Below are 22,758 nucleotides of genomic sequence, written 5' to 3' on the forward strand. Positions count from 1 at the left end.
CCCCGGCACGGCCTTCTGGCTGGTCTACTTCCCGCTGTCCATGCCTGGCGTGGCCGCGGCGGGCATCATGGTCTTCGTCACCTCGCTTGGCTTCTTCATCACGCCGGCGCTGCTGGGCGGCCGCCGTGAAACCATGATCACGCAGCTCATCATCGACCAGGTCCAGCAAACCATGAACTGGGGCTTTGCCGGCGCCATCTCGATGCTGTTGCTGGTGGCGGCGCTTATCGTGTTCGTGGTCTATGACAAGCTGGTTGGCCTGTCGACCCTGGCCGGCAGCGGCAATGCGCCGGCAGGGCGCCGTTCCGCCACGAACGGCCCGCTGCGTCGCGCCGGCTACCAGTTGCTGGGCGTGCTGGCCACGCTGTCCGACGGGCTGTCGCGCCTGTGGCCGCGCCGTAGCCGCGCGGCGGGCAGCGCGGAGGAGGGCGGCGGCAAGATGCTGTGGGCGGTGGTGATCCTGATTCTGGCCTTCCTGACGTTGCCGGCGCTGCTGATGATCCCGATCTCGTTCACGGGCGGCAGCAGCCTGGACTGGCCGCCACGGGGATTCTCGCTGCAGTGGTACAACGAAGTGTGGGAGTCGCCCACCTGGATGCAGGCCACGGTGCGCTCGCTGGTGGTCGGCGTGGGCACGGGCTTGCTGGCCATGCTGATCGGCACGCCCACGGCGTTCCTGCTGGTGCGTTCGAACATCCGCTGGAAGGCCGCGCTGCTGGCGTTCATCCTGCTGCCGATCATCGTGCCCAGGATGATCACGGCTGTGGGTATCTTCTACTTCTTCTCCAGGCTCAACCTGGTTGGTTCCGCGCTGGGCCTGATCCTCGGCCATACGGTCGTGGCGATTCCCTATGTGGTGATGACCATGATGGCGGTGCTGAAGAACTACGACACCCGCCTGGACCAGGCTGCGCAGAGCCTCGGCGCACGCCCCTGGCAGACCATGCGCTACGTCACGTTCCCGATCCTCGGCGCGGGTCTGTTGTCGTCGTTCCTGTTTGCCTTCGTGACCTCGTTTGACGAGCTGACCATCGCGCTGTTCGTGACCGGCGGTCTCGATTCGACCTTGCCCAAGCAGTTCTGGGACGAAGTGATCCTGAGCGTCTCGCCCACGATTGCCGCGGTGTCGAGCCTGTTGTTTGTCTTTATCGCCGTGGTGATCATGGCCGCGGACCGGTTGCGCCGGCGTAGCGCGGACCGCTGACCCCTTCATTCCTGCTGCATAACCCGCGCAACCAGCTTAACCCGCATAACTGCATAACCGCATAACCAGCCGCCAGTGCGGCACCTCTCCGACAAGACGATGATTGACTCCAAGCAAGTGCAAGGCATTTTTGCCGCCATTCCCACGCCCGTCCAGCCCGACGGTTCGGTTCACGAGAGCGCAACCCGGGCCTTGCTCGACTACCTGATCCGCCAGGGCGCGGACGGTGTGGTGCCGCTTGGCGGCACGGGCGAGTTCGGCTCGCTGTCGCAGCGCGAGCGCGTGCGGATGGCGGAACTGACTGCCAGCCATGTTGCCGGCAGGATGCCGGTCGTTGCCGGCGTGCTGACGCCGGGCCTGCGCGACGGGCTCGATGCCACGCGCGAATTCGCCGCGGCCGGCGTGGATGCGGTGATGGTGGTGACGCCCTACTATACGAATCCCACCCAGCAAGGCATCCGCGATTACTTCATGCGGTTCGCCGACGAGTCGCCCCTGCCGGTCCTGCTCTACGAGATTCCGTACCGCACGCGGATTGCCATCGATCCCAAGGTCATCCATGAACTGTCGCGCCACGAGCGGATCATCGGCATGAAGGCGTGCAATCCGGATCTCTATCAGTTCCTCAAGATCGCGGCCGGCATCGACGAGGGCTTTTCCCTGATGAGCGGCGAAGACACGCTGTTCCCGCTGCATATCGGCGCCGGTGCGCGCGGCGGCGTGCTGAGCACGGCCACCATGCTGCCCAAGACCTGGCGCCTGCTCATGAAACTTGTGCGCGGCGGGAGCATGCAGGAAGCGCTGCTGATGCACCGTGAGCTGATGCCGCTGATCGACCTGGTGTTTTCGGAAACCAATCCTGGCCCGATGAAGTCCGTGCTGCAGGTGATCGGGGTCGATGCACCCGATCTGCTGGAGCCGCTGCTGCCGGCCGCAGCGCAAACCAGCGCACGCCTGCGCGAACAGTTCGAACGCCTGCTGCAAGCCTACGAGTACGCCTGAAGCCAGGCGCGGGTGGCGGGCCGGGCCGGTGGCCCTGGGCACGCCGCCGCGCGCGGGCGGCGTATCAGCGCCCGTACTCCGTGAACTTGGCTTTGGAGATCGAGGTCGCGGCCACTTGCACGTGCTTGGCAAGCTCGGACTCCACCTTTTCCGGCGTCCAGCGCGAGGTCGGCACCGAGATATTGATGGCGGCGACGGGACGGCCGCGGTGATCGAGGATGGGCGCCGCCACGGAGATATCGCCCATCACCGTCTCGTTGGCGATGATCGCGTAGCCTTTCTCCGCAGCATGCTGGATGCGCCGGCGCAGTTTCCCGAGATGCACCTCTGTGTACGGCGTAATGGCGACGCGTTCGCACGCGCCGAGGATGGCTTCGCATTCCGCCTCCGGGAGACGCGACAGGATCGCGGTGCCGGACGACGTGCAGAACGCGGGCAAGCGGCTGCCCACCGCAATATCCATGTTGACCAGATGCCGGCTCAGGATACGCGCGACGAACACGATCTCATGGCCGTCGAGTTCCTGCAGGTTGGTGGTCTCGCCCACGGTGCGGTTGATGTCCTGCAGGTAGGGCAGTGCCTTGTCGATCAGTTCGTTGGCGCGGACGTAGTTGAAGGAGAACTGCAGCAGCTTCGACGTGAGGCCATAGGTCTTTGTTTCCGCGATCCGGCGCAGGTAGCCGAGCGTTTCCAGCGTATAGACGATGCGTTGCGTCGCGCTGCGGTCGAGCTGCGCGGCCTTGGCGATATCGGCCAGCGTCATATGGCGGATCGGCCCGTCGAAGGCATGYAGAACGCGGAAGGTCTTGGCGGTGGAGCCGACAAACAGGGCCGAATCGGTGGGATCCGGTTGTCTGGTTTTTTCCACCGGCTGATCTTCATTGACTGTCGCCGCCGGCTTGCGGGCGCGGGTTGATTTTGGTTCCACTGTCGATCCTGTCGTATTTGGTGCTCACGCGCGCGGCAGGGCATGGCCCGTGGCGCGCGCAGTGGGGATTGTTGTTCGCTTGCATGATGCAAACGAGATGGGAGATGAAATGCTGAACAAGCTCAAAATAGTGTTCGTCGGTGGCGGCAATATGGCAAGCGCCATCATTGCCGGCGTGCTGGCGAATGGCGCCGCCGTGGAAAACCTGACCGTCATCGATCCCGTCGAGGGCATCCGCGAGCGCCTGGCCCGCGAGTATGGGCTCCGGGTACTGCCCGCCGCCGATCGCACGCTCACGGATGCGGACGTCGTGGTCCTTGCCGTCAAGCCACAAGTCATGCGCGTAGTCTGCGAATCCCTGCGCGAATGCCTCGGTGATGCGCTGGTGATCAGCGTGGCAGCCGGCATCCGGCTGCAGGCGCTGGCGGACTGGCTCGGCAACCGCCCGCGCCTGGTCCGCGCGATGCCGAACACACCGGCGCTCATCGGCCAGGGCATCACCGGCATGGCGGCGGCCAGGACCCTGTCGTCAGCCGACCGGAAGATGGCGGATACCATCGCAGGCGCTGTCGGCGAGGTCACGTGGGTGGAGCGCGAAGACCAGCTGGACGCCATCACCGCGCTGTCCGGCAGCGGCCCCGCCTATGTCTTCTACTTCATCGAAGCCATGGAGCAAGCCGCGGAAAAGCTCGGCCTGCCGGCCTGGCAGGGCACCCAGCTCGCGCAGCAGACGTTCCTGGGCGCCGCTGCGCTGGCGCGGGGCAGCAGCGAGGCAGCCGCCACGCTGCGCCAGCGGGTGACCTCGCCCGGCGGCACGACTGCCGCAGGCATCGGCGCCATGGAAAAGAACCATCTCCAGGCCCTGTTCGTCGAGGCCATCCAGGCCGCGGCGCACCGCAGCGCCGAACTCGGGAGCATCGCCTGACAGCCGGATCCGCATACCTGTCCTTCGCCAGCCAGGGCTAGCCGGTATGCAGCCCGGAAGCGTCAGCCGGCCAGTGCCCAGGTCATCATATTTCGATTGATGTAATTGTATATCAATTATTTGGCCTGAGAAGGGACGGAGCGGCGATCATGGCAATCGAGGCAATCGAGGAGAAAGCAGCGACATTGCGCCGTCGCCGGGCGACCGGAGGTGACCGACTGACTACCAGTCGCGCACGCGCCCGGTGTCCGCGTGCACGAACTGCTCTTGCGGATAGAAGCCCACGCCGCCGCCACGCAGCGACAGGGCGGCATCGCGCAGCTCGGCCAGCGGCACGCCGGGCAGGCGGATATCGATGGCCTTGCCGTCCATATGCAGGCTATGGCTGGCCACGCCGCCGCCGCGCGTCTTGCGCAGGCGCGCGTTGGTGGCCGGACTGCGATAGCCGGAGATGACCTGGAAGGGCGCCTCGCAGCACAGTGTTTGTTTCAGGCGGTAAAGCAGTGCGAACAGTTGCGGGTCGATGACGCCGACCTCGCCGGAGTAGTGATCGCGCAGGAACCGGTTGAGCGCGGCCAGCGACTCGGGCACGAACTGCTCGCCCACGGCGTAGACCACGGCGATGCGCTCGCCGGTGTGGGTGTGGTCGAAGGCGAGGCCGCGGGCGTCCGGCAGCGTTGCCAGGGCAGGCAAAGGCGCCAGCGGCAGCACGGCGCCGGCCAGGGCCAGCTTGCCGGTGCGGCTCAGGAACAGGCGGCGGGGTTCGCTCGGCGGTTTGGTCATCGGACGCTTTTCCCTGGACTAATACGGCGATTGTGGGCGCATTGGCGCCGAGGCAAAAGCCCGCCGGCTGGCGGACCGTTGCCGCAGCGCCTCGTCCAGCACCTTGTCGAGCCCGTAGATATCGGGGAAGAAATAAACGCGCCCGTCGGCCTTGACGATGGCAGTGCCGTACGCGAGCACCACCGGCAGCGGCTGTGGCAGCCGCAGCGTGCTGGACTGTCCCCGCTCCATGGCCTCGCGGATGCGCGCTTCGGTCCAGCCGGGTGTGTCCTGCAGCACAAAGCTGGCCAGCGCCACCGGCTCCTCGACACGGATGCAGCCATGGCTCAGGTCGCGCCGGCCGCGCGCGAACAGGCCGGGCGCGGGCGTGTGATGCAGGTAGATATTGTCGTTATTGGGGAAGATGAACTTGATGTCGCCAAGCGCATTCATCGGTCCCGGCCGCTGCCGGATGCGCAGTTGCCCGCGCTGGACGGCGTCCAGGCTGGCCGCCGATAGCGTGGTCACCGCCTTGCCGTCGCCACCGACGAACTCGAAGCCTTGCCGCTCGAAATAGCCGGGGTCGCGGCGCAGCCTGGGCACGGTCTCCGCGCGCGCAATGGAGGGCGGGACGTTCCAGTATGGGCTGAACTCGATAAACCGCATGTCCTCCTTGAAGAGCGGTGTCCGCGTGTCGAGCGCCTTGCCGACGATGACCTTCATCTCCGCCTTGACCTGGACATGGGCGTCGTGGACCTCGTAGGCACGCAACACGAACTCCGGCACGTTGACCACGATCATGCGCGGGCCTTCCAGCAAGGGCGTCCAGCGCAGGCGCTCCAGCGTCAGCTCGATCTGCCGTACGCGGCCGGCGACCGGCGCATTCAGCTGGGCGAACGTTCCCGCGCCGATCTCGCCGTCCGCGTCCAGCCCGTGGCGGGCCTGGAACGCCTTGACGCCATCCACCATCGCGCCTTCGTAGCGTTCCGGGGCTGGCGTGTCCACGGGCAGGTCGCCGAGGGCGATCAGGCGCTGCGTCAGCGCCGGCACGCCGGCGTAGGCCTGGCCGCTCACCAGCTTCCTGCCCGGCAGCGGTGGCAGTGGTGCCTGCCAGGCCGCATGGCCAGCCAGCGCGCGATAGCGGGCAAGCGCCCCGCGCAGGGTGCCATAGAGCGGGAACGCCGGCGCCGCCCGCTGGACTGCCTCGGGCAGATCGTGCCCGGCGACGGCTGCGCGCAGGTAGGCCGACGGATTGAACTGGCCGTCCGGCGCCGCGGCAAAATTCTCGTGGATCGTGCGCGGATCGACCCGGCCGCCGTGCAGGTCGGCGAGATAGTGTTCCATCGCCGCCGTCAGCCTGTCGTCAAGCAAGTCCACGGCTTCAGGCGCCAGCGGCGGGCCGTCCGCCGCCTGGCCAAGCGCGCGGCGCAGGTCCCCGGCGTCATAGTCGCGGGGTTCCAGCCCGTCGGCCGCGGCGGCGGCGAGGATATCGGCCGCCTGCCGTGCTTCGGCGGTGGGGCGGCCCTGCGAGAACCAGAGCGTGGTATCCGCGGCCAGCGTGCCCGCATGGCAGCTCAAGGCCCACGCGCCCAGCAAGCCGGCCACGATTCCGCGCACGGCCGCGCCGTTGCGGCGGAAAAAGGAAGTGCCACGCATCTGCCCGTGCATGGCCGGTCGGGGAAACGTCGGGCGCGGTCGGCCCCTTAACTGTGGAGCGCTTGTCACTGTGGCGTGCTTGTCAAAGGATCGGCTCCTGTATTCCAGCCATCCATCTTGTCCATACGGCGGACAGGTGCCGCCGGCATGGGGCCCGCGGTCCCCGTTGCGCATTCACTCCGGGATCTCGCTGCGGACCATCAGCACCGGCTTGTTGCTCTTGTGCACCACGCCTTCAGCCACGCTGCCCATGACCAGGCGCCGGAAGCCGCGTCGGCCGTGCGTGCCGACCACGATCAGGTCCGCATCCCAGCGGTCGGCTTCCTCCACGATGGTAGCGGAGACCTGCCCGGGGGAAACGGGCGTCTCGAGGACCTTGGTCGTATGCGGAACGCCGGCTTCCGCCAGGCGCGTGGCGGCGGCCGCCAGCGCGTCGCGCCCCACGGCAAGGATACCTTCCATCAGCTTGTCGGGATCGTAGCTGCCAACGGAGAAGAGGATATCGCTGTCGTCCGCGACGAAGAGCACCTTTACCTCGCTGCCGGTCGCCTTGGCGACCGTGATGGCCTGGCTCAGGGCCAGTTCCGAAGAACGGCTGCCGTCCACCGCGAGCAGAATTTTCTGGTACATGATCCGTGCCTCCGGGCTGGATGTCGCAAGGCGGGCGCGCATGGGCGCCGCGTCCACCAGCAGCATAAGGCGCGGCACAGTTGGCGTATTGACGTACGTCAAGCAGCCTGGGCGACGCGCAATACCGCCGCGCCGGCCAGGCGGCCCGCGCGCAGGTCGTCCAGCGCGGCACCCGCCTGCTCCAGCGGATAGACGGTGGTGGCGGTGCGCAGCGGTGTGGCCTGCGCGATCCCCATCAATGCGAGGCCATCTCCGCGCGTGAGGTTGGCCACCGACACGATCGACCGCTCCTCCCATAGCAGGCGATACGGAAAGCCAGGGATGTCGCTCATGTGGATGCCGCCGCAGACCACCGTGCCACCCTTGGCGACGGCTTGCAGCGCCATCGGCACCAGCGCGCCGACCGGCGCGAAAATCAGCGCGGCATCGAGCGGCCGTGGCGCGGGCTGGTCGCTGGGACCCGTCCAGCAGGCTCCGGTGTCGCGGGCGAGCTGGCAGGCGGCGGGGTCGCCGGGCCGCGTGAAGGCGAAGACTTCGCGCTGCTGCGCCACTGCGATCTGCGTCACCAGGTGGGCCGCCGCGCCGAAGCCGTAGATGCCGATACGCCGCGCGTCTCCGGCCATGCGCAGCGTGCGGTAGCCGATCAGGCCCGCGCACAGCAGGGGCGCCGCATGCACGTCGTCGTAGCGCTCCGGGATGGGAAAGCAATAGCGGCTGTTTGCCACGACGTACTCGGCATAGCCGCCGTCGCGCGTATAGCCGGTGAACTGGGGCGTGTCGCACAGGTTTTCGCGCTGCGCCGCGCAGAAGCCGCAGTGCCCGCAGGTCTGCCCGAGCCAGGGTACGCCGACCCGGTCGCCAGGGGCGAGGCCGCTCACGCCTTCGCCGCAGGATTCGATCCTGCCGACGATCTCGTGTCCGGGAATCAGCGCGTTTTTGGGGTGCGCGAGTTCGCCGTCGAGAATGTGCAGGTCGGTGCGGCACACGCCACAAGTGCTTACGGCGATACGGACCTCGCCAGGGCCCGGACGCGGTACCGGCACGCGTGCCAGGCGCAGAACCGGTCCGGCGCCGTCGAAGACCATCGCGCGCATTGAATCCTGCATATTGCCATCCTCCGCGGCCTCACCATGAGGCGCCCGGATTTCATGCTAGGCCATGCCGGCCGCCGGCGCCTRATCCACGTCAACGGGGCACGCAAGGCGGTGCCCCCGGAAAGCTGCGCAAGCCATGATCCAAATCAACATGGACTTCGCGCGGACGTCCAGACTGGAAATGTTGAAAGCGGGCTTGCCGCGGGTGCGGGAGGTAGAGGATGTACAGCAAGATCCTGGTTGCCGTGGACGGCAGCGAATCGGCCGACCGGGCGCTGGCGGAGGCTCTCCACTTGGCCGCCGCGATGGGCTCGGAAGTCACCGTGATGCATGTCATCGATAACAGCTACCTCAGGTACGAGGTTGGCTATGTCGACCTGACAGACCTGCGCGCCAGCCTGCTCGAAGGCGGGCAGTCCCTGCTGGACGAGGCCAAGGCCAAGGCCGCTGCGCAGCAGGTGGCATGCAAGACGCTGATCGTGGACGAGCCGCTGGCGCTGGGCGACGTCGCCAGCGCGATCGAGCAGGCGGCGCAACAAACGCATGCCGAGCTGATCGTGGTGGGCACGCACGGGCGACGCGGCGTGCGGCGCCTGCTGATGGGCAGCGTGGCGGAGGGGCTGGTGCGGCAATGCCGCCAGCCGGTACTGCTGGTGCATGCGCCCCCGGCCGCGGCGTAACGGGGCGTCAGCGGGCAAAAGCGTGGCAACTGGCTTGACGTGAATCAATGGTCCCCCTCCGGACGCTTCCCAGACTGGTTGCTGGCACACCAGCGGCGCGGGAATGTCATGCAGTACGCCAGCATCATGATCAACCTGTCGCTGGCCGGCACGCGGACTACCCGGATCCAGCGTTGAGGAGCCATTGATGGAAGACATCCTGATCGTCTATTACTCGCGCACCGGAACGGCCCGGCAGGCCGCGGAAGCACTGGCGGCGTATTCGGGCTGGCCGCTCGCGGAGGTCAGCGACCAGACCAGCCGCGCCGGCTTGCTGGGCGATGCGCGCTGCGTGTTCGATATCGTGCTGCACCGGCGCGTAGGCTACCGCTACGCCGGCCCGGCGCTGGACAAGTGCCGGCGGCTTGTCATCGTCGCGCCCGTCTGGGTCGGCCACCTTGCCGCTCCCATGCGCAGCTTCCTGCGCGACCACCTGCCGCTGACCTGCGAGACCTCGGTGATCTGCGTGATGGCGCGGCAAGGCGCCTTCACTGCGGCGGCGGAGGTTTCCCGCCTGGCCGCGGCGCCGTCGTCGCCGGTACTGGCGCTGCGCCAGAGCGAGGTGGCCAGCGGGGCGGCACTGCCGGACCTGCGCGCCTTCGCGGACCAGGTGGAAGCCGCGAACGGACGTGCCGGGAGCGCGCAGCGGCCTGCGTGGCTTTCGCCGAAAGAGGCCTGAGCCGCCGCGCCCGCGCGCTACCGCGTTGTTGCCTCAGCGCCCTTGCTTACTGCGCTTACCGCGCTTACTGCGTTATGGCGCTGACGGGAAAGCCCAGCATTCCGCGCCGGCAACGGCACCTGGTCCTCGTTCAGCGATATCGCTTCGGGCTCGGCTCGGCATCGATCGCGCGGCCTGACCCGCATCAGCCGGCTGATCCGGCGCCGGCAATGCGCACCACATGGCCCCATTCGTCGCTGCCCAATGGCTCTTGCGCGCGCCGTTGCCACTCCAGCACCTGAAGGTCCGCGTCGGACGGGTCGCCGCCCTGGCGCGCGCGCGTGGCGATGCGTTCGCGCAGGGTAGCCAGGTCGGCATTGCAATCGACGATGGAAAAAGGCACGCCCCGGCGCGCGGCCAGCGATGCGAAACGCAGCCGCTGCTCGCGCGCCAGGAAGGTCGCGTCGGCGATCATCGGAACGCCCGCGCCGCTGCCAAGCCGGCAGATTCCCAGCAGCCGCCGGTAGACGCGGGCGGTATCGCCAGGCGAGTAATGATCATGACGCAGCGTGGGGTTGCCACGCGGCAGACGCTTGCGCTCCACGTCGGAGCGTACGCGGACCATGGCCGCGGCCAGCGCCAGTTGCTCTGAAACGGTGCTTTTGCCGCTGCCGGAGAGGCCATGCATGATGATAATCGCGCCCGGCCGGCGCGTCAGGACGCCACAGGCCAGCGCAAGCAGATCGTTGCAGCGCACCTGCGTCGCCGCCGCTTGTTCGGCGGTGCTGGTTCCCCCCACGCTGCGCTGGCGCGCCCGCTCAAGCAGCACGCGCGCGCGCACCACGGCGCGCACCGCCGTGTAGAACGGCAGCACGGTCAGGCCGGCATAGTCGCCGCTGCATTCCAGGTAGGTATTGATCAGGCAATAGGCAAGGTCTTGCCGGCCAGCATGCAGCAGATCCATGAAGAGAAAGGCGGTATCGCTGATCGTGTCGATCCAGCGCAGCCCGGCATCGAACTCAAGGCAGTCAAAAGGCGTGGGCGCGCCATCGATCATGACGATATTGCCAAGGTGCAGGTCGCCGTGGCACTCCCGCACATGACCGCTTGCCAGCCGTTTGGCAAACGCGCGCTGCAGGGCCGCGGCCCGTTCGCGCAGGAGCGCCGCCACGCGTGCCGCCGCAGCCGTGCCGGAGGCGAGAGCGGCGACGCCGGCCAAGGCCTGTTCCATCACCGCCGTGATCCGCGCCGGCGTGCCGTGGCCGGTGCCGTCGCCGGCCACGGGCGCAGCCAAGTGGATCGCCGCAAGCCGGCGGGCCAGCGTTTCGATATGGAGACCGGTCAGCCGATTTGTCTCCGCCATGGCGGAAAGCAGGTCTCGCTGCCGGAAGCGGCGCATTTTCACCGCAAACTCCAGCGCCTCGCCAGTACCTTCCACGCGGACATCGCGCTGGCATGGCCCCGCCACGACCGGTACCACGCCGAGATAGAGCGCCGCCGCCATCCTGCGATTCAATTCCACTTCGGCCTCGCAATCCACTTTACGCGCGGCCAGCGTGGAGAAATCGACGAAGTCGAGGTGCACAGGCTTGCGCACCTTGTAAGCAAAGGAGCCGGCCAGGAAGACTTGCGAAATGTGCGTCTCGATGAGGCTGACTTTGTCTACYGGGTGCGGGTAGGCCGCGGGGCACATCAGGGCTTGCGTGAGTACCGCCGAATCCATGCTGGGATCTCCCTGGGTAGCTGTCTCCCTGTTTGCACTCTGGACAGGTCATGCTTCCATGCTATGCGGGCCACCGGAAGCTAGCTTGACGGGGATCAAGCCGGGCGGCGGCTACCCGCCTATATTGAAGCGGCACAGGGGTCTGGCGCGCAACGCTGCGGATGCTTCATGCCGGCAGCCGCTGCGCCGGCGACGGGAGAGCGGCAATGCGGATGAAACGTTCCGATGAGGGCTTGGGCAGCGGCGCCGCGCGTTTGCGCGGCCTCGCGGTTTGCCTTGCGGCCATCCTTTGCGCGGGCTGCGCGGCAGGATCCGAATGGTGGCGGCCGCCCAAGCCCAGGGCCGGCGCCATGGTCCCTGCCGCCCCCGGCGTTATCCGGGATGCCGCTGGGGGCGACAAGATCCGCATCACGACATTTGATCTGGCGCAAGCCGCTGGCCCGGCGTCATTGCATCATTGAGTGGACTCGCCTCGACGCGCACCGGGAGTGCACCATGTCCGAATTGACCAAAGAGCAACTCTCCAGCCTGGTTGCCTTGCTGGACGGCATCGAGCAAAGGATCCGCGGCCAGATGGATGCGGTGGCCGTGACCCGCACTGTGTCCGCGGGCGCCGAGCCGGGCGGCAACGCCGAACTTGCCGGGCAGACCGCTGGGGAGCGCATGGACGATGCGATGACCGAGCACTACCGCATGGAACTGGCCGACATTGCAGCGGCGCGGGCGCGCATCGGCAAGCTGCGCTACGGCGCGTGCCAGGACTGCGGCGAGCCCATTCCCTTTCCGCGCCTGCAAGCGTACCCCACCGCCAGGCGCTGCACGCCATGCCAGCGCAAGCAGGAGCACATGTTCGGGGCGCCGGGCGGCAGGCGATGAACCTCGCCGGTTTTTCCCGCGTCCGGACCCGCCAAGGGGTGTCCGCAAGGTGAGTCCGCAATACAGCCGCTGCAATGGCGGCGGCGAAATAGTGGCTTGCTCGCTCCGATTCTGGCAGGTAGATCACACCAATGGCGCGCTGTAGCAAGGGCGCGCGCACTTCGGCCGCGCTAGAAGGGTTCGGCGATCACGACGGCTTGCGCATTCTGCTCGCCAAAGGAGCCGGCCATGGCGGGGCGGACCGGTCATGGCGCATTGGCCGCGGATGGCTCCGTCAGCAAAAGGCGGAGTTCCACGCCGTCGCTGGCCGGCCGGTCGCCGCGCAGAACGTGGATGCCGCTGCTTTCGGCGAGCCGGAGCATCGCCGTATTGGTCGCCAGCGTGGTCCCGACCAGTTCCCGCGTGCCGTGTGCGCGGCAATAGGCCACCATCTTGCGCAGCAGCAGGCCGCCGATGCCCTGGCGCTTGCAGTCGGAGCGCACCGTCACGGCGAACTCGGCACGCAGGTTGTCGGGGTCGGCCACGGCCCTTACTTCGCCCAGGATGGCCTTCGGCCCGCTGCCTGCCGGACTGACGGCGACGAACGCCATCTCGCGTGCGTAGTCGATCTGGGTCATGCGTGCGAGCTGGGTGTGCGGCGGCTGCCGGATCATGCAAAAAAAACGCATGCGGATATCCTCCGGCGCCAGGGCGGCGAAAAATGCCTGGTAAGCGGGCTCGTCTTCGGGGTGCACCGGGCGCAGCAGCAATGGTGCGCCGTGCCATGTCACCGTTTCCTCAAGCGCTTTGGGATAGGGGCGGATGGCAAGGCGGGCGGCCCCAGGCTGCATGGCGGGGGCCACGCCGATTCGCGCGTCCAGCGCCAGCACGCCGGCGCCATCGGCCAGCAGCGGATTGATATCGAGCTCAACGATTTCCGGCAGGTCGCACAGCAGTTGCGACAGTTGCATCAGGACCTGGTACAGGGCGTCGTGCCGGATTGGCGGCTGGTCCCGGTAGCCGTCGAGCAGCTTCGCAATCCGCGTGCGGCTGACAAGATCTTTCGCCAGGCTGACGTTCAGCGGCGGCAGGGCGATGGCGCGGTCGGCGATGCGCTCCGCGGCGGTGCCGCCGTGGCCGAACAGCACCACCGGGCCGAACACCGGATCGGTGGTGGCGCCCACGATCAGTTCGAACGCGCCTGGCCGGCTGATCATACGCTGCACGGTGAAGCCATCGAGCCGGGCCCGGGGTTGTTCGCCGCGAATGCGGGCCTGCATGCGCTCCAGGGCCTGCCGCAGCTGGCCAGCCGACTGCAGGTTCAGCGCCACGCCGCCCACATCCGATTTATGCGTAATATCCCGCGACAGGATTTTCACGGCAACCGGAAAGCCGAGGGCTTCGGCGGCGGCGACGGCGGTGTCGATATCGCCGGCGGTCCGGGTCTCCACTACGGGGATGCCATAGGCTGCGAGGACGGTGCGGGCCTCGGGCTCTGTCAGCATCGGCCGGTCTGCGGCTAGCGCATCGCGGATGCACTGGCGCGCGCGTTCGGTGTCAGGCGCGGGGCCGGCCGGCACCGATGGCGGCGTCTCCATCAGGAGTTCCTGGTTATGGCGATAGGCCACGGCCTGCAGGAAGCCGCGCACCGCCTGCTCTGGCGTGTCGTAGGTGGGGAGCCCGGCGTGCCGGCAGATCTGGCGCGCGTGCGCCACCGAGTCGCCACCAAGCCAGCTCGCAAATACGGGGCGCGATGCTGTCAACGGCTTGCTTGTCAGGGCGATGGCGATATCGCTGCTGAGCACGATCGCCGTGGGCGCGTGGATGATCAGGATGGCATCGCCGCCAGGGTCCGCCGCAAGCAGCTGCAGGGTTTCCGCATAGCGTTCGACGGGAGCATCCCCGACGATGTCGACGGGATTGCCGTGCGACCAGGTCGGCGGCAGCACCTTGTCCAGCTGCTTGAGCGTGCCGTTCTCCAGCGTGGCCAGCCGACCGCCGCCGAGGATCAAGGCATCGGTAGCCATGACGCCCGCGCCGCCGCCGTTGGTCATGATCGCCAGGCGATCGCCGGCCAGCGGCCGCGCACGCGCAAGCGTCTCCACCGCATCGAACATTTCCTCGGTGGAATACACGCGCAGCATGCCGGCGCGGCGTATCGCCGCGTCATAGATATCGTCGGCGCCCGCCAGCGCGCCCGTGTGCGACGTAGCCGCTTTCGCGCCTTCGGGAACCCGCCCGGCCTTGATGATCAGCACGGGCTTGTTGCGCGCGGCCGCGCGCGCGGCGGACATGAACTTGCGGCCGGACCTGACCGCTTCCACGTAGAGCAGGATCGCCTGCGTGTCCGGTTCGCTGCCGAGGTAGTCGAGTACGTCCGCCAGGTCGACGTCGGCGCTGTCGCCCAGCGAGACGAAGTGCGAAAAACCGATCTGGCGCGATCGCGCCCAGTCGAGCACCGCCGTGGTCAGCGCGCCGGATTGCGAGACGAAGGCCAGCTTGCCGGGCAGGGCGGGCGCATGTGCAAAGCTGGCGTTCAACCCCAGCCCCGGCACCATCAGGCCCACGCAGTTGGGACCGAGGATGCGCAGCAGGTGCGGCCTGGCGGCGCCGAGCATCGCCTGTTGCAGCGTCTCCCCGCTGGATCCGGCCGCACGCGCCAGTCCAGCGGTCAGGACCACGGCGGCCAGGGTGCCGCGTCCGGCGAGTTCGGCGATCAGGCCCGGCACCGTATCGGGCGGCGTGCAGATCACGGCCAGATCGGGCACATCGGGCAGCGCGGCGAGGCGGTGGTAGCAGGGCTGGCCGTTCAGTTCCCGGTACTTCGGGTTCACCGCGTAAATCGGGCCGGCAAAGCCGCCGGCACAGAGGTTGGCCAACACGGTGGCGCCTACGCTGTGCGGGCGCCCGGACGCGCCGATCACGGCGACCGAGCGCGGACGGAACAGGTGTTCCAGGTTGCGGATGCTCATCGTGGTCGGGGCGGTTGGGGTGCATCCGTGCTTGCGCGGGCACGGGAGGGCGCCAGATCGGAATTCAGCCGTGCGCCTGGCCGGTGTTGACCGGAGTATCCGCCAGCCCCGGCGCCAGCACTTGATCCAGCGCAAGCCGCTTGTCCGGGGGCATCRTTCACGCTGGCACCCGCAATTTCCGGTCCCCCCTTATCCGCGGCGCGCTGAGCGCCACCATCCGCGCGCGCCCGGCCCGCACGATGTCCCAGGCCGCGCAGTGCTCTTCCGCCCCGTCGTCCAAGCGGCGGCTGGTCAGTTCACGCAATGCCATGATCCACCCGGGCGTGCCGGCGCGGGTGCGCTATACCGCAAAGCGAAAATGACCGCTGTGCAGCACAATATTGTGTGCCGCGGTCATTTCGAACAGTTGCCGGGCCACCCCTTCGATATCGTCGCGGTGTCCTTCGAAGGCCTGGATCAGGTCCTCCGGCCGGTGCGAGCGCGCACCGAAGTGGTCTTCCAGCGCCTCGGCCGTGATCGCGTAGCTGGCTGGCGTGCCGTTCACGCTGACAGGGCATTCCAGAGAGAGAGCGGCCGGGCAATAAGAGGGGCGGGCTTTGGGGAAAATGATCTGTTTGATGGTCATGGATGGCCCCCCGGGGCGAGAGCAAAGAAAACGACGGAAACGGCGAAAGCGGCGAGCCCGCCCGTGAGCCCGCCGCATCGACTCTCTGCAGTCTAGGCATTGCGGTTGCAGCCGCAAGCCGAACCACGCATATTCCTGACGGACGTCAAGCCGGCACAAGGCGGCACGCGTGGTGCGCGGCCTGCGCGAAAGCGTGCAGGCGATGCCGCTGCGTCTGCACGGGGAGGTGCCAGGCTCGGTGGCCGGGTTGCTGAAGATTCCTGGCATTGGGCCCAGGCGGGCGCGCACGCTGCCGCACGAGCTGGATATCGGGGGCCGCGCGCCTTGCCAGGTTTCCGGATCCGGCCTAGATCCGGTCCAGCGCGTCAAGATCCAGCAGTGTCACGCGCTTGCCTTTTACATCGATGAAGCCGTCGCGCTGGAAGCGCGACAAGGTGCGGCTGACGGTCTCGAGCTTCATGCCCAGGTAGCTGCCGATTTCTTCGCGCGTCATGCGCAGGGTGAGTTCGCTGCGGGAGTAGCCGCGCGCATGCTGGCGCGCCGAGATATTGAGCAGGAATGCCGCCACGCGCTGGTCGGCGCAAAGGCTGGCGAGCAGCAGCATGACACCTGATTCACGCACGATTTCGCTGCTTAGCATCCGGTGCACGTGCTGTTGCAGGGAGCGCATTTCCCGGCAGAGCGCTTCGAGCAGGTGGAAGGGGATCACGCATACGGCGCTGTCTTCCAGGGCAATGGCGTCGCAGGCGTGGTGCTCGGTGCAGATGCCATCGAGCCCAAGCGTCTCGCCAGTGAGGAAGAAGCCGCTCACCTGTTCGCAGCCGTTCTGGTGCGAGACCACCGTCTTGAACGATCCGGAGCGCAGGGCGTAGATGCTCTGGAACGCGTCGCCGGCGCGGTAAAGCGCCTCGCCGCGCCGGACCATGCGCCAGTTATGGATTGTGGTATCGAGCCTGGAGCGATCCGCATCGTTCAGGTTGCYGCCCATGCAGATGGCGCGCATTGCGCAGCTTGAGCAGTTTGCCCTGTGGGCCACGCCGGCAGGTGGCGCACTATCCCCGTGCGGGGACGCGAGGACCTCGGCGTCGAGGAATCCTATGTGCGCGTCTGACGGTGCTTCCCGCTGCAGATACTCTGACATGGCAGTTTCCTTTGTCTTCTGGCCCCCGCCGGTTCGGCTGGCCACGGTTGTGGTGCGCTCTTGCTGTCGGCGCCGGCGCTGCGTCTTGCCGGCGTAAAGGACGGCGCGGGCTATGCCGTGGCGTCTTCCGGTTCTGTTGTTCTCGCGGCTCTTTTGTCCGCCGCGAGGCGGAGCAGCGCGCTACGCAGCGCGTCGAACTCCATGGTCTTGTCGAAAAAGAGCGATGCGCCCGCCTGCAGGTAGGCGCTGCGCATCGGCGGCACCGAGCAGTTGCTCAGGACTACCACCGTTGCATGGCGGCGCATCCGCTTCAGTTCCTCCAGCACTTTCAGCCAGGATCCTCCGTACCGGCCCAGGCTGAGAATGACGACGTCGGGCAGGAGGATCTGGGCTGCCAGCAGCGCCGCACGCGGATCCCGGGCCAAGGCGAGCAACTCCAGCTCCCTGATCGATCGCAGCATCCTGGTCTGCCGCGAGCCGATGAGGGTGGAGTCCTCAAGCAACAGCACGGTCAGGGGGGCAGGACGGGCGGGCAGGTTCATGTGTCCGAGTATGGTGAACGGCGGGGCAGCCGGAAAGAAGGGACGGCTGAGAGTGTCGTCCGGAAAGAGAAGGCCCTTGTCAGGGAAACCTGACAAGGGCCTTCAGCTATCTGGCCGATAGCGCCAGCCACTTCGGCCTCGCAGAATGGCGAGCGCATCCCGGYCAGCGTGTGCATTTCGCACAAATCGGCTACCTTTACAGCAGAGTCTGCGGCGATCCCCGCGGGGCTCGCTGACCCTCCGGGAGCCTCCGGGAGCATTTCGCGACCAGCCATGGCGACTAATCAGCCTCCACCACCGGACCCGCCTTCCCCTAAGACATCGCTGTACGCCACGCTTGGCGAGTTGGTGGCAGCCGGCGCGATGCTTTTGCTGTTCATGCTGCTGGTGCTCTGGTTCGTCTCCGCGCTCGCTCCCGAGGCAAGCGGCCTTGCCGCGCCCATGCTTGGTGCCTGGGGCCTGGCGGTGGCTGTCATGCTGGCCTTGCTGCTGGTACGCCTGCGGCGGCTGCGGCGCGCCGCGCAAGAGAACCTGGCGCGTACCCAGGGAAGCGAAGCCCGGCTGGCAGGGATCATCCGTTCGTCGATGGAGGCCATCATCACGGTGGACGAAGGGCAGCACATCGTGCTGTTCAACCCCACGGCGGAGCGTCTTTTCGGTTGCAAAGCCGCAGCGGCGATCGGCAAGCCGCTTGGGGATTTCATGCCGGCGCGTTTCCGTGTATCGCATGAGGCGCACGTGCGCCGCTTCGGCGTGACGGGGGTCACGGAACGGCAGATGGGCCAGCAGCGTGTGCTGCATGCGTTGCGCCAGGACGGAACGGAGTTCCCGATCGAAGCATCGATCTCCCAGACCCAGGACGGTGGCGGCAAGCTGTTTACCGTCATCCTGCGGGACACCACGGAGCGGGTGAGGGCGGAGGCGGCCTTGCGGCGCTCGCGGGAAGAGCTTCAGCAGTTGTCCGACCGGGTCCAGGCGTCGCGGGAAGACGAGCGGCGCCGCATTGCCCGCGAACTGCACGACGACCTCGGCCAGCGGCTGAGCGCGCTGAAGATGGACCTGGCGATCCTTGCAAGTGATCTCAAGGACGCGGGAACGCCTCCTGACCTGCTGGACCAGGCCGCCGCCATGCACCTTGTGATTGACGAGACCGTGGCTTCGGTGCGGCGCATCGCGGCCGACCTGCGCCCGGCATTGCTGGACGAGCTTGGCCTGATCCCGGCGATCGAATGGCTGGCGAAGGAGTTCTCCGCGCGCTATGGCATCACCGTCATCACCCACGCCGCGGAGGAGGAAGACGTTGGCGAGCGCGCGGCCACCGCGGTATTCCGTATCGTGCAGGAGGCGCTCAGCAATGTCGTGCAGCATGCCCACGCCGACCGGGTCGATATCGAACTGGTTCGCCAGGACGACCACTACGAACTGACAGTGCGGGACAATGGCCGCGGCAATGCCGCCACGCCGCCAGCCGGCGGCGAGCGCGTATCGCTGGGGCTGGTCGGGATCCGGGAGCGCGCACGGCTGCTTCGCGGCACAGTGGCGACCAGGCAGGCACCAGGCGGTGGTTTCTGCCTGACCGTACGCTTCCCGCTTGGCCTGACCTCGAGCGTGGAGGCAAGCACATGATTCCCGTGATGATCGCCGACGACCACGCCGTGGTACGCGACGGCCTGCGCCATATCCTGAGCCGCGCAGGCGGCTTCGAGGTGGTGGCCGAGGCGGTGGATGGCAACGCCGTGCTCCAGATGGCGCGCGACTGCAAGCCCCGCGTCATCCTGCTCGACCTCTCCATGCCCGGCCGCAGCGGGCTGGAACTGATCAGGCAGTTGCGCGTGGAGCAGCCCGAGTTGCGTATCCTGGTACTAACCATGCATGCCGAGGAGCAATACGTGGTGCGCGCGTTCCGGGCGGGGGCGGCGGGCTATCTGACCAAGGAAAGCGCGGCCACGGAACTGGTCAGCGCCATCGGCAAGGTCGCGGCCGGTGGCATCTACGTGAGCCCCGCGATGGCCGAGAAACTGGCCAACAGCCTGCAGGACGAGCACCGCGAGGATCCCCACCTGCGCCTGTCGGACCGCGAAATGGAGGTCTACCGCCGCCTTGTACTGGGCGAGCCGCTTACGGAGATCGCCGCCGGGCTCTGCGTCAGCGCCAAGACGGTGAGCACCTACAAGATGCGACTGATGGAGAAGCTGAAGTTGCCCAGCGAGGCGGCGCTGGTGCGCTACGCGATCCACCATCGCCTGTTCGACGAAGGGGATATCTAGCGCCTGGCACCCAGGACGCCGCGCTTGATCTGGAACAAGGTGCGATATGGGCGCTGTGCCACCATGAAGTAAGGGCCCGATCCCGATTTGGGCTCTTCACTGCAAGGAGGCGACAATGAGCAACGTGCGAATTTACGACCCGCTATCGATCGAACCGGTGGGTGACATGCTGCAAGGCATGTTGCGCGCTTTTCGCGGCAGCAATGAAGGCGGGTTCTCGTTCAAGGTCGATGTGACCGAGTCCGACAAGGACTACAAACTGGTCGCGGAAATTCCCGGCGCAAGGAAGGAAGATATTGAAGTATCCGTCGATCGCGGCACGGTGATGATCTCGGCCAAGGTGGAAAAGTCTTCCGAACAGAAGGACGGCGAGCGCGTGATCCGGCGCGAGCGCTACAGCGGGTCGATGCAACGCGCCTTTACGCTCGACAGCACGGTGGACGAGAGCAAGGTCGATGCCAGCTACGAGAACGGCGTGCTCCGGGTGGTACTGCCCAAAAAGGAGGCCTCGCCGCAGCAGCGCGTGACCATCCGCTGATATCGCCGTCTTCCGGGTCCGCCCGCGGGYGCGCTCGCCAATACACGGAGTACATCATGGACTACCGGACYGTGCTGGTCGCGCTCGGAGCGGATCCCGCCTGCGCGTCTCGCATCAGGATGGCCGCCGACCTGGCAGCCGCCTTTGGCGCGCATATCACCGGCGTCAGCGCCACCGGCCTGCGCATGGATCCGATCCGTGACGCCGGCGAAGACGCCGCGCGGCATCTGGCGGCCTCCCGTGGCCGGCTGCTGTCCCAAGCGGTGTTGCAGGGAGAGTTGCTGAGCGAAACCATGAAAGCGTACGCGCCGGGCGTGCCGTACTCGCATCGCGCGGTGGAAGAGGAAACCGGCTGGGTCGTGGCGCAGGAAGCCCGCGTCGCCGACCTGGTGGTGATGGCCCGGCCGGTGGCAACGCAGGATGTGTCCTTGCTAGGCGCCGGGGCGGCCGAGTACGTGCTGCTCAACGCGGGCCGCCCGGTCTTGCTGGCGCCGGCGGAGTTCAGGCGGCTGCATGGCGGGCACGTGGTCATCGCGTGGGATGGGCAGCGCGAGGCGGCCCGCGCCGTGGCCGATGCCATGCCCTTGCTGCTGCGCGCCAGCCACGTCACCGTCGTCGGCGTGTGGGACGATCGCGGCGAGCCGCAGGCAGACTCGGAGCCGGTGGCCGGCTTGCGGCATTACCTGCAGCGACACGGCATTGTTGCCGGCGTGCGCAACGTGCAGAAGGCGGGGCCGGTAGGCGCCAACCTCCTCGACGCGGCCAGCGCGTTGGGAGCCGACATGCTGGTGGCCGGAGGCTACGGGCACTCGCGCTTGCGCGAGCTGGTCATGGGTGGCACCACGCGCACCCTGATGTATCAGGCGCCGGTGCCACTGCTGTTGTCGCATTGACAGGGCGCCGCCATGCAACTGCAATTTCTCGGCGCCACAGACACGGTCACGGGCTCCAAGTATGTGCTCGACACAGGCCACAGCCGCGTCATGGTGGACTGCGGACTGTTCCAGGGCTACAAGGCACTGCGCCTGCGCAACTGGGACCGCTTGCCGGTCGATCCGGCCACGCTCGATGCGGTAGTGCTCACGCACTCGCATATCGACCATAGCGGGTACCTGCCGCTGCTGGTGCGCAACGGCTTTCGAGGGCGGGTGTTCTGCACCATGGGCACTGCCCAGCTGTGCAACATCCTGCTGCCCGACAGCGCGCATCTGGCGGTGGAGGATGCGCACTACGCCAACCGCAAGGGGTTTTCGCGCCACCAGCCCGCGCTGCCGCTCTACGACGGCGCGGATGCCGTGCGCGCCTTGCGCCGGCTCGACCCGTTCCACTACGATACGCGGGTGAGGGTGACGGCCGACGTGGAGGCGGAGTTCCATCGCGCAGGGCACATCATCGGCTCGGCGATTGTCACTTTGCATGTGGACGGCAAGCGGATCGTATTCTCGGGTGACCTGGGGCGGCAGCAGGACATCGTGATGCGCGCCCCGGAGATCGTTCGCGAGGCGGATCACCTGCTGGTGGAGTCCACCTATGGCGACCGCGCCCATCCCGCGGACGATCCGTTCGACGCGCTGGGCGAAATCGTCAGCCGCACCATTGGCCGCGGCGGCAGCGTGGTGATCCCCGCATTTGCCGTCGGGCGCACCCAGGCGCTGCTGTACTGCCTCTACAAGCTACGCCAGCAGAACCGCATTCCGCACGTGCCGGTCTACCTCAACAGCCCAATGGCCATCGACGCCACCACGGTCTTTGCGTTGCACCCGGACGAACTGCGGATCGACCGCGCCGCCTGCGCGGCAGCCTGCAATATGGCCATCCTGATCCAGAGCATGCAGCAGTCCGTCTGGCTGAACCGCGACCATACGCCCAAGATCATCCTGGCCGGCGGGGGCATGGCTACCGGAGGGCGGGTGGTGCATCACCTGGAGACGTATGGGCAGGATGCGCGCAATACGATATTGCTGTCGGGGTTCCAGGCTGCCGGTACGCGCGGTGCCGCGCTGGCGTCGGGGATGCGGGAGTTGCGGATCCACGGGAAGCAGGTTGTGATCCAGGCTTCGGTGGCGCAGATTACTTCGCTCTCGGCGCATGCTGATGCCAACGAACTGATGACATGGCTGGGCGGCTTCGGCAGCGCGCCGCGGCGGACTTTCGTGGTGCACGGGGAGCCGGCGGCTAGTGATGCCTTGCGGCAGCGGATTGAGCGGGAGTTGCGTTGGGCGGTTACGATGCCGGAGTATCTTCGGTCGTATTTGTTGGATTAGGGGAGGGGAGGGGGTGGGGTTTAACTGCAACTGCAACTGCTTAACGTCAAAGTCAAAAGCTTAAAGTCAAAGGCAGTTTCACCACCCCTGCGGGGCGGCGACCTACTTTTTTGTCTTGCCAAAAAAGTAGGCAAAAAAGGCGCGCCGGATGGGGCGACCCCCCCTCGTCGGCAGRCRAAAAGAGCGGCCGGGGGCCAAACTCACATCGCCTTAAGGCGATGCTCAAACATGGCCCCCTCTTTTCCGCTCTTTT

General features: G+C 67.2%; 22 protein-coding genes. 12 read left to right on the forward strand and 10 right to left on the reverse strand.

Annotation, left to right across the window (positions count from 1 at the left end; translation table 11 throughout):
- Positions 1-1,204: ABC transporter permease (locus tag AC1DN0_RS34055; protein WP_477146346.1), on the forward strand; the 1,204-nt coding region annotated here is incomplete at its 5' end.
- Between the two features lie 99 nt (positions 1,205-1,303).
- Positions 1,304-2,206: a 4-hydroxy-tetrahydrodipicolinate synthase gene (dapA, locus tag AC1DN0_RS34060; RefSeq protein ID WP_441633896.1), complete on the forward strand. Its 903-nt coding sequence runs from the start codon at positions 1,304-1,306 to the stop codon at positions 2,204-2,206.
- Between the two features lie 64 nt (positions 2,207-2,270).
- Here dapA and AC1DN0_RS34065 read toward each other — a convergent pair whose 3' ends face one another.
- On the reverse strand, positions 2,271-3,134 hold the full coding sequence (locus AC1DN0_RS34065; protein ID WP_477104422.1) for an IclR family transcriptional regulator: 864 nt from the start codon (positions 3,132-3,134) through the stop codon (positions 2,271-2,273).
- Between the two features lie 109 nt (positions 3,135-3,243).
- On the opposite strand from AC1DN0_RS34065, the gene proC reads away from it, so the two are divergent.
- Complete coding sequence (proC, locus tag AC1DN0_RS34070) at positions 3,244-4,059, forward strand: pyrroline-5-carboxylate reductase (RefSeq protein WP_441633900.1); 816 nt, start codon at positions 3,244-3,246, stop codon at positions 4,057-4,059.
- Between the two features lie 222 nt (positions 4,060-4,281).
- Here proC and mepK read toward each other — a convergent pair whose 3' ends face one another.
- The 4 genes from mepK to AC1DN0_RS34090 form a co-directional block, all read right to left on the reverse strand.
- A complete protein-coding gene (gene mepK / locus AC1DN0_RS34075) occupies positions 4,282-4,842 on the reverse strand; it encodes a peptidoglycan L,D-endopeptidase MepK (RefSeq protein ID WP_441633902.1) in 561 nt (186 codons plus the stop codon).
- An 18-nt stretch (positions 4,843-4,860) separates the two neighbouring features.
- Complete coding sequence (locus AC1DN0_RS34080; RefSeq protein WP_441633904.1) at positions 4,861-6,477, reverse strand: L,D-transpeptidase family protein; 1,617 nt, start codon at positions 6,475-6,477, stop codon at positions 4,861-4,863.
- A 174-nt stretch (positions 6,478-6,651) separates the two neighbouring features.
- A complete protein-coding gene (locus tag AC1DN0_RS34085) occupies positions 6,652-7,107 on the reverse strand; it encodes a universal stress protein (RefSeq protein ID WP_045237098.1) in 456 nt (151 codons plus the stop codon).
- A 98-nt stretch (positions 7,108-7,205) separates the two neighbouring features.
- Positions 7,206-8,213, reverse strand: a complete 1,008-nt coding sequence (locus AC1DN0_RS34090) for a zinc-dependent alcohol dehydrogenase family protein (RefSeq protein WP_441633906.1) — start codon at positions 8,211-8,213, stop codon at positions 7,206-7,208.
- Positions 8,214-8,422: 209 nt separating this feature from the next.
- On the opposite strand from AC1DN0_RS34090, the gene AC1DN0_RS34095 reads away from it, so the two are divergent.
- The 3 genes from AC1DN0_RS34095 to AC1DN0_RS34105 are packed head-to-tail and all read left to right on the forward strand — an operon-like array spanning position 8,423 to position 9,599.
- Positions 8,423-8,881, forward strand: a complete 459-nt coding sequence (locus AC1DN0_RS34095; protein ID WP_441633908.1) for a universal stress protein — start codon at positions 8,423-8,425, stop codon at positions 8,879-8,881.
- 39 nt (positions 8,882-8,920) lie between these two features.
- The gene (locus AC1DN0_RS34100; protein ID WP_441633910.1) at positions 8,921-9,058 is read left to right on the forward strand and encodes a hypothetical protein; all 138 of its coding nucleotides are present in this window, start codon (positions 8,921-8,923) and stop codon (positions 9,056-9,058) included.
- Positions 9,059-9,068: 10 nt separating this feature from the next.
- Complete coding sequence (locus AC1DN0_RS34105; protein ID WP_441633912.1) at positions 9,069-9,599, forward strand: flavodoxin family protein; 531 nt, start codon at positions 9,069-9,071, stop codon at positions 9,597-9,599.
- A gap of 184 nt (positions 9,600-9,783) precedes the next feature.
- Here the strand turns inward: AC1DN0_RS34105 and AC1DN0_RS34110 are convergent, their stop codons facing one another.
- Positions 9,784-11,301 (reverse strand): bifunctional aminoglycoside phosphotransferase/ATP-binding protein, encoded by a 1,518-nt coding sequence (locus tag AC1DN0_RS34110; RefSeq protein WP_477146347.1) that lies wholly within the window; start codon positions 11,299-11,301, stop codon positions 9,784-9,786.
- Between the two features lie 495 nt (positions 11,302-11,796).
- Between AC1DN0_RS34110 and AC1DN0_RS34115 the strand changes: the two genes are divergently transcribed.
- The gene (locus AC1DN0_RS34115; RefSeq protein WP_441633916.1) at positions 11,797-12,177 is read left to right on the forward strand and encodes a TraR/DksA family transcriptional regulator; all 381 of its coding nucleotides are present in this window, start codon (positions 11,797-11,799) and stop codon (positions 12,175-12,177) included.
- A 245-nt stretch (positions 12,178-12,422) separates the two neighbouring features.
- Here the strand turns inward: AC1DN0_RS34115 and AC1DN0_RS34120 are convergent, their stop codons facing one another.
- The 4 genes from AC1DN0_RS34120 to AC1DN0_RS34135 all read right to left on the reverse strand — a co-directional run bounded on the left by AC1DN0_RS34120 (position 12,423) and on the right by AC1DN0_RS34135 (position 17,436).
- Positions 12,423-15,128: a bifunctional acetate--CoA ligase family protein/GNAT family N-acetyltransferase gene (locus tag AC1DN0_RS34120; RefSeq protein ID WP_441633918.1), complete on the reverse strand. Its 2,706-nt coding sequence runs from the start codon at positions 15,126-15,128 to the stop codon at positions 12,423-12,425.
- A 340-nt stretch (positions 15,129-15,468) separates the two neighbouring features.
- The gene (locus tag AC1DN0_RS34125; RefSeq protein ID WP_441633920.1) at positions 15,469-15,753 is read right to left on the reverse strand and encodes a DUF1488 family protein; all 285 of its coding nucleotides are present in this window, start codon (positions 15,751-15,753) and stop codon (positions 15,469-15,471) included.
- Between the two features lie 346 nt (positions 15,754-16,099).
- Positions 16,100-16,894, reverse strand: coding sequence for a helix-turn-helix domain-containing protein (locus AC1DN0_RS34130; RefSeq protein WP_477146348.1), 795 nt, complete (start codon positions 16,892-16,894; stop codon positions 16,100-16,102).
- Positions 16,895-17,004: 110 nt separating this feature from the next.
- Positions 17,005-17,436 (reverse strand): response regulator, encoded by a 432-nt coding sequence (locus AC1DN0_RS34135; protein WP_441633924.1) that lies wholly within the window; start codon positions 17,434-17,436, stop codon positions 17,005-17,007.
- Between the two features lie 273 nt (positions 17,437-17,709).
- On the opposite strand from AC1DN0_RS34135, the gene AC1DN0_RS34140 reads away from it, so the two are divergent.
- The 5 genes from AC1DN0_RS34140 (at position 17,710) to AC1DN0_RS34160 (ending at position 22,505) form a co-directional block, all read left to right on the forward strand.
- On the forward strand, positions 17,710-19,062 hold the full coding sequence (locus tag AC1DN0_RS34140; RefSeq protein ID WP_441633926.1) for a PAS domain-containing sensor histidine kinase: 1,353 nt from the start codon (positions 17,710-17,712) through the stop codon (positions 19,060-19,062).
- Positions 19,059-19,703 (forward strand): response regulator, encoded by a 645-nt coding sequence (locus AC1DN0_RS34145; protein ID WP_441633928.1) that lies wholly within the window; start codon positions 19,059-19,061, stop codon positions 19,701-19,703. The genes AC1DN0_RS34140 and AC1DN0_RS34145 overlap by 4 nt, the downstream gene beginning before the upstream one ends.
- Positions 19,704-19,818: 115 nt before the next feature.
- Positions 19,819-20,241, forward strand: coding sequence for an Hsp20/alpha crystallin family protein (locus AC1DN0_RS34150; protein WP_441633930.1), 423 nt, complete (start codon positions 19,819-19,821; stop codon positions 20,239-20,241).
- Between the two features lie 56 nt (positions 20,242-20,297).
- Positions 20,298-21,134 (forward strand): universal stress protein, encoded by an 837-nt coding sequence (locus AC1DN0_RS34155; protein WP_441633932.1) that lies wholly within the window; start codon positions 20,298-20,300, stop codon positions 21,132-21,134.
- Between the two features lie 12 nt (positions 21,135-21,146).
- Positions 21,147-22,505 (forward strand): MBL fold metallo-hydrolase RNA specificity domain-containing protein, encoded by a 1,359-nt coding sequence (locus AC1DN0_RS34160; protein WP_441633934.1) that lies wholly within the window; start codon positions 21,147-21,149, stop codon positions 22,503-22,505.
- The last annotated feature ends 253 nt before the right edge of the window (positions 22,506-22,758 follow it).

Source organism: Cupriavidus sp. 05N39, from assembly GCF_056397325.1.

Coding starts and splice junctions, on each gene's coding strand:
- dapA (WP_441633896.1), top strand. CDS start 1,304: ATGATTGACTCCAAGCAAGTGCAAGGCATTTTTGCCGCCATTCCCACG.
- proC (WP_441633900.1), top strand. CDS start 3,244: ATGCTGAACAAGCTCAAAATAGTGTTCGTCGGTGGCGGCAATATGGCA.
- mepK (WP_441633902.1), bottom strand. CDS start 4,842: ATGACCAAACCGCCGAGCGAACCCCGCCGCCTGTTCCTGAGCCGCACC.
- AC1DN0_RS34080 (WP_441633904.1), bottom strand. CDS start 6,477: ATGCGTGGCACTTCCTTTTTCCGCCGCAACGGCGCGGCCGTGCGCGGA.
- AC1DN0_RS34085 (WP_045237098.1), bottom strand. CDS start 7,107: ATGTACCAGAAAATTCTGCTCGCGGTGGACGGCAGCCGTTCTTCGGAA.
- AC1DN0_RS34090 (WP_441633906.1), bottom strand. CDS start 8,213: ATGCAGGATTCAATGCGCGCGATGGTCTTCGACGGCGCCGGACCGGTT.
- AC1DN0_RS34095 (WP_441633908.1), top strand. CDS start 8,423: ATGTACAGCAAGATCCTGGTTGCCGTGGACGGCAGCGAATCGGCCGAC.
- AC1DN0_RS34105 (WP_441633912.1), top strand. CDS start 9,069: ATGGAAGACATCCTGATCGTCTATTACTCGCGCACCGGAACGGCCCGG.
- AC1DN0_RS34115 (WP_441633916.1), top strand. CDS start 11,797: ATGTCCGAATTGACCAAAGAGCAACTCTCCAGCCTGGTTGCCTTGCTG.
- AC1DN0_RS34120 (WP_441633918.1), bottom strand. CDS start 15,128: ATGAGCATCCGCAACCTGGAACACCTGTTCCGTCCGCGCTCGGTCGCC.
- AC1DN0_RS34125 (WP_441633920.1), bottom strand. CDS start 15,753: ATGACCATCAAACAGATCATTTTCCCCAAAGCCCGCCCCTCTTATTGC.
- AC1DN0_RS34135 (WP_441633924.1), bottom strand. CDS start 17,436: ATGAACCTGCCCGCCCGTCCTGCCCCCCTGACCGTGCTGTTGCTTGAG.
- AC1DN0_RS34140 (WP_441633926.1), top strand. CDS start 17,710: ATGGCGACTAATCAGCCTCCACCACCGGACCCGCCTTCCCCTAAGACA.
- AC1DN0_RS34145 (WP_441633928.1), top strand. CDS start 19,059: ATGATTCCCGTGATGATCGCCGACGACCACGCCGTGGTACGCGACGGC.
- AC1DN0_RS34150 (WP_441633930.1), top strand. CDS start 19,819: ATGAGCAACGTGCGAATTTACGACCCGCTATCGATCGAACCGGTGGGT.
- AC1DN0_RS34160 (WP_441633934.1), top strand. CDS start 21,147: ATGCAACTGCAATTTCTCGGCGCCACAGACACGGTCACGGGCTCCAAG.